This is a genomic window from Pseudomonas sp. SbOxS1 (genome assembly GCF_013416725.1).
GTDB lineage: Bacteria > Pseudomonadota > Gammaproteobacteria > Pseudomonadales > Pseudomonadaceae > Aquipseudomonas.
Map to the genome: position 1 here is coordinate 1 of NZ_JAAVXC010000053.1, position 12298 is coordinate 12298.

The window sequence follows — 12298 nt, forward strand, 5'->3', positions numbered from 1 at the left end:
GGCTTGCCGGCGAACCAGACGCTGCGGTGTGTCTGCTGCACCGCGTCATCGTTCTTCGCGGGCAAGCCTCGCTCCTACAGGCGAACCAGACGCTGCGGTGTATCTGTCGTACCGCGTTACCGTTCTTCGCCGGCAAGTCGGATCGCCGCACCGCTGGCTCCTACAGGGGTACCATCGAACACTAACGCTGAACGCGTCCAACACACGGTGGTCACAACCAGTGATGGCATCGCAACTGATCACGGGCCGCAGGCCTGCTTGATTCAGCCGCGACGCTTGCTATCCACACATTCCAGGGCGCGCCGGATAACCTTCAGTAAGCTCGGGTCCTGCCTGACGCAGGTGCCGACTGCTGCTGCCATCCAATGCTCCCTCATCGGAGTACGCAAATGACTCAATCCATACGGTTCTTCCTGACGGCCTTGCTCGCAGTAGCTGCATTGGCATCGGCCAGTTTCCTGAACACGGCAGGCGCCGCCACCGCCGAGGATCTCAATGCCGACTCCCGGCAAGCGTTGCAGACGCTCTACAAGACCAATCCCTTCTCCGAAACCATCTCGCACCAGGCCAAGGCCGTGCTGGTCTTCCCGAAAATCATCAAGGCCGGCCTGGTATTCGGCGGCAGCTACGGTGAAGGCGTCTTGATGAAGGGCACGAAAGTCCAGGACTATTACAACTCCGTCAGCGGCTCCTGGGGATTGCAGGCTGGCGCCCAGTCCTATGGCTATGTGGTTTTCCTGATGACCGACAAAGCGGTGAAGTACATCACTGAAACCAAAGGCTGGGAAATCGGTGTAGGGCCAACGGTGGTAGTGGTGGATGAAGGGGTTGCGAAGAACCTGTCCAGCTCGACGCTCAAGGACGACGCCTACGCGTTCATCTTCGACCAGCAAGGACTGATGGCCGGGATCAGCATCGAAGGCACGAAGATTTCCCTGATCAAACGCTAGAGCCGGCCGTTCAGTTGATCGTCGGGCAAGCAATGGCAGCCTGTGCCTACGTATCAGGCAAGGCTGCCACGCCATGACATCAAGGCCTGCTTACCAGAGCGCCATATCGTAGGTGAAATAAATGCGATTGCTGTCGCGCCCACGTGCGAAGTCCGCGCGGTAGACATAGTTGCGCAGCTTTACCCCCACGCCTTTGAAAGCACCGCTCTGGACCACGTAAGCCAGTTCGGTGTCACGCTCGGATTCTTTGATGTGGGTGTCGGACTTGCCATCGTTGCCCTTCAGGTAACGGGTCATGAACGTCAGGCCTGGCACACCCATCGGCGCAAAGTCATAACCGTAGCTGAGCATCCAGGTTTTCTCGTCCTCCTCGATGAACTTGCCGATCCCGGCGTTGCTGAACGAGTAAACCGTGGCACCGCTGATGTAGGGCAGCCCGGCATCGCCGCTGAGGGTTTGATAACCACCGCCCACTGTGTGCCCCGCCACCGTGTAGGACACCAGGGCACTGAGCATGTCGTTGTCGATCTTCGAGGCATAGGCGCGGCCCGCGTCATGGCTGTTGAAATAGCGCAGGTCGGCCGTCAGGGTCCCGCGGCCCAACGCTACATCGTGCTGGATGCCGGCGAAGTCCTGGCGATAGAAATTTTCCAGCTCGCCGTGGAAGTAGCTGAGGCGCGTGTTCTTGCCGAGCTTGTAATCGGCGCCGGCATAGGTGAAATCCCCGCCCCTGTCGCCCGAATAGCCATCAGGAATGATCGGGACGCTGTCGGTGGAATCACGCTGCTTGAACCGATCCAGACGGCCGCCAGTCAGGGTCAGATTGTCGATATCCAGGCTGGTGACCTGGCCACCCTCATAGGTCTGCGGTAACAGGCGTGCATCGTTGTAGATCAGTACTGGCGTCTTGGGTAGCAGGGTTCCGTACCTGAGGGTGGTCTTGGCCAGCTTGATCTTCGCCGTGGCGCCCGCACTGGAGAACTCATCGGCGGCGCGTCCATCGTCGTGCACCGGCAGCAGCCCGGTACCGCTGCGGCCACGCCCCGAGTCCAGCCTTACCCCCAGCAAGCCCAACGCATCAACACCCACGCCCAATGTCCCCGGGGTAAACCCCGACTGATAGTCCAGCAGGAAGCCCTGCGCCCACTCGGTACGCTCACTTTTGGCAGTGCTCGCCGCACGGGCACTCAATCCATGTTCATCGCGAAAGTTTTCATTGAAGTACACATTGCGCAGCTGCAACTTCAGTTTGCTGTCGGCGATGAAATCGCTCGCATCGACAGCGGCAATCGGTAATACCCCCAGGAGAGGTAAAAGCGCCCTGCTGATCAGAGAATGGGGCATGTCGAACTACTCTCTTGTTGTTGTTTTTCAGGATGCAGGTATCCGCGCGCCGGCAGTCGGCGCGTGAAAGGCGTCTAGAGGTGAGTCAGGGGTGAATCAGGCGAACAGCGTCAAGGCACCGGTCAGCAGGGCTAAAGCGGTGATCACCAGAGAAGTGAGCACTGCCCATTTCACGGTGGCGCGCTGGAAGTCGCCAATGTCGCGATCGACCATCCCGACCAGCAACAAGGTCGAAGCCACCAGCGGGCTCATCAAGTGCACCGGCTGACCCAGGACCGATGCCCTGGCAATTTCCACCGGGTCAATACCGTAGGCGGCAGCTGCATTGGCGAGGATCGGTACCACGCCGAAGTAGTAGGCATCGTTGGACAGCACGAACGTCAGCGGCATGCTGGTAATAGCCACCACCAGCGGGAACAGGTGCCCCCAGGACGGTGGAATCCACTCCACCAATGTCTGTGCCAGTGCATCGACCATTTTCGTGCCGGAGAATATCCCGGCGAAGACACCGGCTGCGAACACCAGCAGTACCACGGTCATGGCGTTGCCGGAATGGGCGAGGATGCGTTCCTTTTGAATGTCCAGCTGCGGGTAGTTGATCATCAGCGCCAGGACAAAACCGATCAGGAACAAAATCGCCGAATGGGCCAACCCCATCACCAGCGCAATCATCACTCCGATCACCAACAGCAGGTTCACATAGGCCAGCTTCGGGCGCTTGTACGGCGTGTCTTCAAGAATGGCCTTGATGTAGCAATCACCGCCGCCGCTCTGCAGCTGCGTATTGCCGATTCGCTTGCGCTCGGCGCGACCCAGCAAAAATGCCGTGAACACCACCCAGGCGGCACCGCCGATCATGGTCGGCAATAACGGGATGAAGTATTCCCCGGCATCCACCCCCAGCGCGGCAATCGCCCGGGTGGCCGGACCGCCCCAAGGGCTCAAACCGCTCATGATGCTCAGCGACAGCATGGAAATCGTTGCCAGGATCATCGGATTCATGCCGATGCGCTTGTACAACGGCAGCATCGCCGCACAGGTGATCATGTAGGTGGTCGTGCCATCGCCATCCAGCGCGACAGTCAACGACAACAGTGCGGTGCCGATGGCGATTTTCATCGGGTCGCCATTTACCCGCTTGAGGATTTTGCGGATCAGCGGATCGAACAGTCCCGAGTCGATCATCAAGCCGAAAAACAGGATCGCGAACAGCAGCAGCGCGGCCGACGGCGCGACCATTTTCAGGCCGTCGAGCATCATTTTCCCGGTGGTCCCGCCAAAACCGCCGATCAGGGCAAAGACGATCGGCACAACGGTCAACGCAACGATTGGCGACAAACGCTTGGACATGATCAGGTAGGTGAACACTACCACCATGGCCAGGCCGAGTAAGGCGAGCATAGGGCATCTCTCTTGTTGTTATTAATGGCGAGGCCGACGCACAGGCGAACGACCCCGAGACTACCAGACGTTGCTGTCCGCTATGTCCGGTGGTGGGTAATGACGAGCGGGTTTCATGGCATCACCCATTGTTAAAATTGTGCTGATACAAAAACGCAGGCACCGTCAGATCACTACCCGGCGAGTCGCTGGGAAATCGGCGCGTAGACGAAACCGGAGAACAGTCGTCGTGCCGTACGCACCACCGAGGCGCGGATGGTCTGCCCGTTATCGCCGACGTAGGACAACACGACATCGATGCCGCCACTCGGGTGCTCGATTCGCACCTGTTGCAGGCGCGGACCCGCGGTGTTGCCGAGCATCCGGGCCACTACGCTGCCCTCGCTGACACAGGCAGTCGCCACCCCGATGGAGCCGGTAATGGCCAGCGCGCGATGGCAGTTGTGGGGCATGAAGTAGCGAACCTGCAAGGTGCCACCCGCCTTGGCCGGCGAAACCAGCACCGGTTTGGGGATGACCTTGTCGCTGACATCGCCCAGCCCCATCGCCTTGCCGGCCTGCAACCGCAAGGCTTCGAGCTGGCACAGAAAATCCTTGTCGGCGTCCAGCTCGGCCGGGGTTTCATCGCCGCGTTTGTGCAGATGACGGGCCTCGATGATCAGCATCGGCATGGCCATGTCGATGCAGGTAACAGGCACCCCATCGAACACATCCAGGGTGTTGCCGGTCGGGAACAATTTACCGGTCTTGCTGCCGGCAGCGTCAAGGAAGGTCAACTGCACGGGTGCCGCACTGCCAGGCACGCCATCGATGACCGTGTCGCCCTCGTAGCTGACTTTGCCGTTGGGCGTGTGCACGTCCGAGGTGACGAAGGTGCCGGTGTTGAGGTTGCGAATACGCACCCGGGTCAATCCGTTGCCCGCCTTGACCAGCCCCTGCTCGATGGCGAACGGGCCAACCGCGCAGAGCATGTTGCCGCAATTGGGCGCGGTGTCGACTCGACGCTGGGAGACCATGACTTGAACGAACAGATAGTCGACATCCGCATCGGGATGCAGCGATGGGCTGACGATCGCCACCTTGCTGGTTTGCGGGCTGCCGCCACCGATGCCGTCAATTTCCAGCTCATGGCCAGAACCCATCAGGTTGAGCAGCAGTTCGTCACGTTCTGCGATCGCAACCGGTAGATCCCAGGCGAGAAACACCGGGCCCTTGGAAGTACCACCGCGCATTAGCACACAGGGAATTCGTTGCATGAATACTGACTCTTGTTGATCAATCGGAGCAATTGATGTCTTGTGAGCAAGAGTCGCAGGCTTTGAAAATTGTTTCCAATGCAAATATCAGCCTGATTATTGCGTTTGACGAATGATAAATTTAGGATGATTTCGCCGGATCACCCTCGTCTGCTGAGATAAAACAATTGAATTATGAGCTCAATGACATCCGATCTTTCGTGAAGATCGCAGAACTTGGGAGCTTCCACGAGGCTGCCGATGCCTTGCATCTCTCTCAACCCGCGTTGAGTCGCAGAATGAAAAAGCTTGAAGAGGGGTTGGGAACCGCCCTCCTTGATCGCACGACAAGAAGGGTTAGCCTCACCAGCGTCGGGCGAGACTTCCTGCCCAAGGCACGACGTTTACTGGATGACTTCGACGACTCGATACTTAACATCCGGGAGCTGGCGGAGCGCCAGAGCGGCCGCGTCACCCTTGCCTGCATCCCGACCGCCGCCTTCTACTTCCTCCCTTCGGTCATCCGCCTCTACAACGAGCGCTATCCACAAATCCGCATTCGCTTGCTCGACCTGAGTGCGAACGAAGGGCTGGAGGCTGTCCTGCGTGGCGAAGCCGACTTTGGCATCAACATGATGAGCGGCCAGCACCCGGACATCGAGTTCGTGCCGTTGGTCAACGAGCCTTTTGTCTTGGCGTGTCGACGCGATCACGAGTTGGCCGAACGCAGCTCGGTCACCTGGTCTGAACTCAGCAATTACCGACTTATCGGGGTCGGCCGCCTGAGCGGCAACCGCATGTTGCTTGACCATGCCTTGTCAGGCTTGAGCTGGCGTCCGCAGTGGTTCTATGAGGTGCAACACCTGTCTACGTCGCTGGGGCTGGTAGAAGCCGGATTAGGCGTTTCGGCAATGCCGAGCCTTGCAATGCCGGCTGTGGATCATCCAACGTTGGTCAGCGTCCCCTTGATCGAGCCAATTGTGAACCGATCGTTGGGACTGGTGTACCGACGAGGCGCCTCACTGTCTCCGGCAGCGGAAAAATTCGTCTCGATACTGCTGGAGCAGTGGGAGCAATGAGCTCAATCAGCGATACCCATCCGGTGCGCATAGTCGACGTCTTGGTCGACAAAATTCGTATACCATATCTCTAACTCAATCCGAACGACCGCCGCCGTGAACCCACCCAAATTCAACGCTCCCGACCTGGGCAATGCGCCTTCGACATCGGAAATCATCACCCGCCACCTGCGTGACGCCATCGTCGCCGGGCACTTCGCCGAAGACGAGCCTATTCGCCAGGACGACATCGCCCGGCAATTCAATGTCAGCAAGATCCCGGTCCGCGAGGCCCTCAAGCGCCTGGAAGCCGAAGGCCTGGTGATGTTCCAGCGCAATCGCGGGGCAATGGTCACGCGGGTGTCCGATGCCGAACTGGCACAGATGTTCGAAGTGCGCATGTTGCTCGAAGACAAGGTGCTGCGCCTGGCCATCCCCAACATGACCGAAGCCACCTTCGCCCGCGCCGAAAGCATTTGCCAGGAATTCGTCGGTGAAGATGACGTGGGCCGCTGGGCCGAGCTCAACTGGGAACTGCACGCCTGTCTCTACGAGCCGGCGCAACGTCCATTCCTGGTGAGCCTGATCCGTTCGGTCAACGACAAGCTGGAACGTTACCTGCGGATGCAGATGAGCCTTTCCGCCGGTAAGGAGCGGGCCGACCACGAGCACCGGGAGATCGTCGAAGCCTGCCGCGCCGGTGACGTCGACCGGGCGGTGAAGCTGCTCGACGAACACATCGCCGGGGTCTGCAAGACTTTGTTCGAGCATCTGCCGCACCACCATTGACAGTCCGATCTACTGTGCCGATTTCGTCATCGGCGCAAGATAAAACCATCAAGCCGGCATCCCCTCGCACGGGCCACTCTTGCGTTCACTCATCTGAACGGACGTGGCCCTGTCATGAAACGCATCACCGTGATCGACTCCCACACTGGCGGCGAACCCACCCGCCTGGTGACCGCCGGCTTTCCCGACCTGGGCACCGGCAGCATGGCCGAACGGCTTCGGCGGCTGGCTGCAGACCATGATCAATGGCGCGCCGCCTGCGTGCTGGAACCACGGGGCAGCGACGTGCTGGTCGGCGCGCTGTTGTGCGAACCGGTGGACCCCGCCGCCTGCGCCGGGGTGATTTTCTTCAATAACACCGGCTACCTGGGCATGTGCGGCCACGGCACCATTGGCCTGGTGGCCTCGCTGGCGCACCTGGGCAAGATCGGCCCGGGCGTGCACAGCATCGAAACGCCGGTCGGTACGGTGCAAGCCACCTTGCACGACGACTATTCTGTCAGCGTGCGCAACGTGCCGGCCTACCGTTATCGCAAAGCCGTGGCATTGCAGGTGCCGGGGATCGGCCAGGTGGTCGGTGATATCGCCTGGGGTGGCAACTGGTTTTTCCTGATCGCCGAACATGGCCTGCGCATCGCCAATGACAACCTCGAGGCGTTGACCGCTTACACCTACGCCGTGCAGCAGGCACTGGACGTTCAGGGGATACGCGGCGAAGACGGCGGGTTGATCGACCACGTCGAACTCTTCGCCGATGACGCCCGGGCCGACAGCCGCAACTTTGTACTCTGCCCCGGCAAGGCCTATGACCGTTCGCCCTGCGGCACCGGCACCAGTGCCAAGCTGGCGTGCCTGGCGGCCGACGACAAATTGCAACCGGGACAGATCTGGCGCCAGGCCAGCGTGATCGGCAGCGAGTTCGAAGGCTCCTACGAACGGCAGGGCGAGCGCATCGTACCGACCATTCGCGGTCGCGCCTTCATCAGTGCCGAGGCCAGCCTGATCATTGAACAGGACGACCCGTTTGCCTGGGGCATTCGCCCATGAACCAGGGCCTGGTGGCCGATGTGATCGTGATCGGTGCCGGTATCATCGGCGCCGCCTGCGCCCAGGCGCTGGCCCGGCGCGGCTTGCGCGTGCTGGTGCTGGACTCGGGCCTGCACGGCGCGACGGCCGCCGGCATGGGCCACTTGCTGGTGCTGGATGACAATGTGGCCGAACTGGCCCTCAGCCAATACTCGCTGCAACGCTGGCGCGAACAGGCACCTCAACTGCCCGACAGCTGCGCCTACCGCTGCAACGGCACATTGTGGCTGGCGGCCAATGCCGAAGAAATGGAAGTGGCCCGCAGCAAATACCTGAACCTGCAGGCCCAGGGCATTGCCTGCGAGTTGATCGCCCGCAACGCCCTGCGTACCCGTGAGCCCGAGCTGCACGACGGCCTCGAAGGCGGTTTATTGATCAACGGCGACGGCATTCTCTACGCCCCGGCGACCGCCAACTGGATGCTCGACACCCCTGGCATCGAACAACGACGGGCACGGGTCAGCGAGGTCGATGGCAACCGCGTGCGACTCGAGGATGGCCAGTGGCTGAGCGCCGAAGCGGTCATATTGGCCAACGGCATCCAGGCCAATGACCTGTGCCCCGAGCTGCCGATCGAACCGAAAAAGGGCCACTTGCTGATCACAGACCGCTACCCCGGCAAGGTCACCCACACGCTGGTCGAACTGGGCTACGTCACCAGCGCCCACAACGCCACGGGACCGTCGACCGCCTGCAACATACAGCCCCGCCCCACCGGGCAACTGTTCATCGGTGCCTCGCGACAATTCGGCACCACCGACCCGCAGGTCGAAAGCTGGATGCTGGCGAAAATGCTCAAGCGCGCCAGCGAATACATGCCGGGCCTGGCCCAGCTCAATGGTATCCGCGCCTGGACCGGTTTTCGCGCCGCCAGCCCCGATGGCCTGCCGCTGGTTGGCCAGCATCCCAAACGCAAAGGCCTGTGGCTGGCGGTCGGGCATGAGGGGCTCGGAGTCACCACGGCCCCCGGCACTGCCGATTTGCTGGTCGCGCAATTGTTCAACGAGACGCCGCCACTGGCGGCACAACCCTATCTGCCGCAACGCTTTCTGGGAGAGCCCCTATATGCCTGACTTGATCATGGACGGCCGCACCCTGAAGGTGGCCGAGGGCACGACGGTGGCCGCGGCCCTGGCACTGGCCGGCGACGGTTGCAGTCGCACCTCGGTCAGCGGAGAGCGCCGTGCACCACTGTGCGGTATGGGCATCTGCCAGGAATGCCGGGTGACCATCGACGGTCGCCGCCGCCTGGCCTGCCAGACGCTGTGCCAGCAGGGCATGCAAGTGCAGACCCGAGCATGAACGAATACGCCGACCTGCTGATCATTGGCGCTGGCCCCGCCGGCATGAGTGCCGCCCTCGCCGCGGCACCCAGTGGCGCACGCATTGTGGTGCTCGACGACAACCCGTTGCCGGGAGGCCAGATCTGGCGCGACGGGCCCCAGGCCAGCCTGCCGAATCAGGCCCGGCAGATGCGCGAGCGCCTGCACGCCCACAACAATATCCGCCACCATGCCGGCACCCGGGTGATCGCCCTCGCCGGTGCCAGGCAATTGCTGGTGGAAGACGCCGACCACGGCTGGTTGATCGGCTATGACCAACTGATTCTGTGCACCGGTGCCCGTGAGTTGCTGCTGCCCTTCCCCGGCTGGACACTGCCAGGGGTGACCGGCGCGGGCGGACTCCAGGCGTTGATCAAGGGCGGCCTGCCGGTGCAGGACGAGCGTGTGGTGATCGCCGGCAGCGGGCCGTTGTTGCTGGCCAGCGCGGCCACCGCGAAACATAACGGCGCCCAGGTGCTGCGCATCGCCGAGCAGGCCTCTGCGGGCGCGGTCGCCGGGTTCGCCCTGCAACTGCCGCGCTGGCCGGGCAAGCTGGTGCAATCCTTCAGTCTGTTCGACCGCCAATACCGCACCGGCACCCACGTCGTGGCGGCCTTGGGCGACGAACGACTGGAAGCTGTGCGACTGCGGCATCAGGGCAAAATCGTCGAACTGGCGTGTGATCGCCTGGCCTGTGGTTTCGGCCTGATTCCCAACACCCAACTCGGCCAGGCCTTGGGCTGCGCGCTCGATGGCTCGGCGCTTGCCGTGGATGCCTGGCAAACCACGAGCCGCGCCGACCACCACGCCGCCGGCGAATGCACCGGTTTCGGCGGCAGTGAACTGGCGCTGGTCGAAGGAGCAATCGCCGGCCATGTGGCCGTGGGCAACACCGCGGCGGCACGGGATTTGTGGCCACGCCGGGCGCGCTGGCAGGGTTTCGCCAAGGCGTTGAACAGCGCCTTCAGCCTCGACCCGCAGCTCAAGTCGCTGGCGCAACCCGACACGCTGGTCTGTCGTTGCGAAGACGTGCCCTACGCGGCATTGGCCGGGCACACTGACTGGCGCGAGGCCAAACTGGCCAGTCGCTGCGGCATGGGCGCCTGCCAGGGCCGGGTGTGTGGCGCTGCCTTGCAGTATCTGTTCGACTGGCAACCCTCGGCGCCCCGGCCGCCGTTCAACCCGGCACGCATCGAAACCCTGATGTGCCTGGATGACACGCCGCCGGCGTAAACGCTCGCGCCGGGGTTTCGGGGGCGCTGCCGAGTCTTTATAGTCCCGGTAGTCGCCACCAGGCCCCCTTGCCATGTTCCCCTCACTCAATCACTTCAAACCCTGCGACCTGCCGACGCTGCTGAACAGTTTGCAGGCCATCGCGACGCTGCTCGATACCCTGACGGACGTGGTGTTTTTCATCAAGGACAGCGAGGCCCGCTACGTTTTCGTCAACCAGACCCTGGTCCGACGCTGTAGCTTGAAGCACAGTGAGCAACTGTTGGGGCTGACAGCGGACCGTGTCTTCCCGGAGCGCTTTGGCCCGATTTACACCGAGCAGGATCGGCGGGTGCTGGCCACCGGCCGCGAATTGGCCGATCAACTGGAACTGCACCTGTATTTTGGTAACCAGCCGGTCTGGTGCCTGACCCATAAGCTCGCGCTGCGCGATGAACAAGGGCGGATCGTTGGCCTGGCCGGCATCTCCCGCGACCTGCAACTGCCCCAGTCCAACCATCCGGCGTTCCAGAAACTGGCAGCGGTGGACGCGCACATCCGTCGCCATTTTGCCCGGCCAATCAGCCTTGCCGAACTGACGGCAATCGCAGGCTTTTCGATTGCGCAACTTGAACGCCATTGCAAACGGGTCTTCCAGCTCACCCCACGGCAGATGATCCACAAGTCCCGGCTCGAAGAAGGTACGCGGCTGTTGCTGGACACCGAGCTGCCCATCACCGAAATCGCACTGCGCTGTGGCTACACCGACCACAGTGCATTCAGCCGCCAGTTCCGTGCCCTCACCAGCCTTTCGCCCAGCCAGTTCCGGGATCGTGGTCGTTAGAATGTTCCTTTAAGGGGCGCCTCGCACACCGGGTGCTCCCTTCTGTAACACCCGCCAGCCTCGCGCCGTGGCGCCGTTGCCCTGCTCCCGACGTCTGAACCGCCCTGTCTCAAGGGCTGGAAAATATTTGCCTGGAAAAAGGCAAATCGGCACAACCGTTGCTATTGTTAATATCGTATACGAAATCCCCAATACGATATCTAACAGCACTTTCGATAACGAGGCCTCTATGAAAAACCCCGCATTTGCCGTAGCCCTCAGCGCTGTTCTCAGTTCCTCCTTCATCGCCACCGCGCACGCCGACAAGCTCGACGACATTATCGGTTCCGGCAAGCTGCGCTGTGCCGTCACCCTGGACTTCCCGCCCATGGGTTTTCGAGATGCCAGCAACGCGCCGGCCGGTTTCGACGTGGACTATTGCCACGACCTCGCGAAAATCCTCGGGGTCGAGGCCGAAGTGGTCGAAACACCCTTCCCGGACCGTATTCCGGCCCTGATCTCCGGGCGGGCCGACGTGATTGTCGCCTCGACCTCCGACACCCTCGAACGGGCCAAGACCGTCGGCCTCACCGTGCCATACTTCGCCTTCCAGATGGTCGTGCTGACCCGCGACAACACCGGCATCAACAGCTTCGACGACATCAAGGGCAAGGCACTGGGCAATACCAGCGGCACCTTTGAAGCCATTGCCCTGGAAAACGATGTGAAGAAATGGGGCAGCGGCAGCTTCCGTGCCTACCAGTCGCAAAACGACACCCTGCTGGCAGTGGCCCAGGGGCACATCGACGCCACGGTGGTCACCAATACCGTGGCCGCCGCGACGATCAAGTCGGGCAAATACAAAAACCTGAAGATCGCCGGCAACGCGCCTTACACCATCGACTACGTCTCCCTGGGGGCCAAACGCAACGAGTACGGCCTGCTCAATTACCTCAACCTGTTCGTCAACCAGCAGGTGCGCAACGGCCGTTACAAGGAGTTGTACGCCAAATGGGTCGGCACCGAGATTGCGCCGACCGACCTGACCGTGCCAAAGGTCTACTACTGAGATGTCCGG

General features: G+C 61.6%; 12 protein-coding genes and 1 pseudogene. 10 read left to right on the forward strand and 3 right to left on the reverse strand.

Annotation, left to right across the window (positions count from 1 at the left end; all coding sequences use genetic code 11):
- Both HFK74_RS33015 and HFK74_RS31280 read left to right on the forward strand, forming a co-directional pair.
- Positions 1-185 (forward strand): annotated as a pseudogene (locus HFK74_RS33015) (hypothetical protein); the annotation flags it as partial.
- Between the two features lie 204 nt (positions 186-389).
- Positions 390-950: a YSC84-related protein gene (locus HFK74_RS31280; protein ID WP_180206896.1), complete on the forward strand. Its 561-nt coding sequence runs from the start codon at positions 390-392 to the stop codon at positions 948-950.
- Between the two features lie 90 nt (positions 951-1040).
- Here the strand turns inward: HFK74_RS31280 and HFK74_RS31285 are convergent, their stop codons facing one another.
- The 3 genes from HFK74_RS31285 to HFK74_RS31295 form a co-directional block, all read right to left on the reverse strand.
- Complete coding sequence (locus HFK74_RS31285) at positions 1041-2294, reverse strand: OprD family porin (protein ID WP_180206897.1); 1254 nt, start codon at positions 2292-2294, stop codon at positions 1041-1043.
- Between the two features lie 96 nt (positions 2295-2390).
- Entirely contained in the window at positions 2391-3695 is a 1305-nt protein-coding gene (locus HFK74_RS31290; RefSeq protein ID WP_180206898.1) for a CitMHS family transporter, read from the reverse strand.
- Positions 3696-3868: 173 nt separating this feature from the next.
- Complete coding sequence (locus HFK74_RS31295) at positions 3869-4951, reverse strand: 4-oxalomesaconate tautomerase (protein WP_180206899.1); 1083 nt, start codon at positions 4949-4951, stop codon at positions 3869-3871.
- Positions 4952-5118: 167 nt separating this feature from the next.
- On the opposite strand from HFK74_RS31295, the gene HFK74_RS31300 reads away from it, so the two are divergent.
- The 8 genes from HFK74_RS31300 (at position 5119) to HFK74_RS31335 (ending at position 12289) form a co-directional block, all read left to right on the forward strand.
- Complete coding sequence (locus tag HFK74_RS31300) at positions 5119-6009, forward strand: LysR family transcriptional regulator (protein ID WP_032831601.1); 891 nt, start codon at positions 5119-5121, stop codon at positions 6007-6009.
- A 96-nt stretch (positions 6010-6105) separates the two neighbouring features.
- Positions 6106-6777, forward strand: a complete 672-nt coding sequence (locus tag HFK74_RS31305; protein WP_180206900.1) for a GntR family transcriptional regulator — start codon at positions 6106-6108, stop codon at positions 6775-6777.
- Positions 6778-6891: 114 nt separating this feature from the next.
- The gene (locus HFK74_RS31310) at positions 6892-7824 is read left to right on the forward strand and encodes a 4-hydroxyproline epimerase (RefSeq protein ID WP_180206901.1); all 933 of its coding nucleotides are present in this window, start codon (positions 6892-6894) and stop codon (positions 7822-7824) included.
- Positions 7821-8936: an FAD-binding oxidoreductase gene (locus HFK74_RS31315; protein WP_180206902.1), complete on the forward strand. Its 1116-nt coding sequence runs from the start codon at positions 7821-7823 to the stop codon at positions 8934-8936. The genes HFK74_RS31310 and HFK74_RS31315 overlap by 4 nt, the downstream gene beginning before the upstream one ends.
- The gene (locus HFK74_RS31320; RefSeq protein WP_008059756.1) at positions 8929-9165 is read left to right on the forward strand and encodes a 2Fe-2S iron-sulfur cluster-binding protein; all 237 of its coding nucleotides are present in this window, start codon (positions 8929-8931) and stop codon (positions 9163-9165) included. The genes HFK74_RS31315 and HFK74_RS31320 overlap by 8 nt, the downstream gene beginning before the upstream one ends.
- On the forward strand, positions 9162-10418 hold the full coding sequence (locus HFK74_RS31325) for an FAD/NAD(P)-binding oxidoreductase (RefSeq protein ID WP_180206903.1): 1257 nt from the start codon (positions 9162-9164) through the stop codon (positions 10416-10418). The genes HFK74_RS31320 and HFK74_RS31325 overlap by 4 nt, the downstream gene beginning before the upstream one ends.
- Positions 10419-10491: 73 nt before the next feature.
- Positions 10492-11241, forward strand: a complete 750-nt coding sequence (locus HFK74_RS31330) for an AraC family transcriptional regulator (RefSeq protein WP_180206904.1) — start codon at positions 10492-10494, stop codon at positions 11239-11241.
- Positions 11242-11470: 229 nt separating this feature from the next.
- Positions 11471-12289, forward strand: coding sequence for a transporter substrate-binding domain-containing protein (locus HFK74_RS31335; protein WP_180206905.1), 819 nt, complete (start codon positions 11471-11473; stop codon positions 12287-12289).
- Positions 12290-12298: the final 9 nt, after the last annotated feature.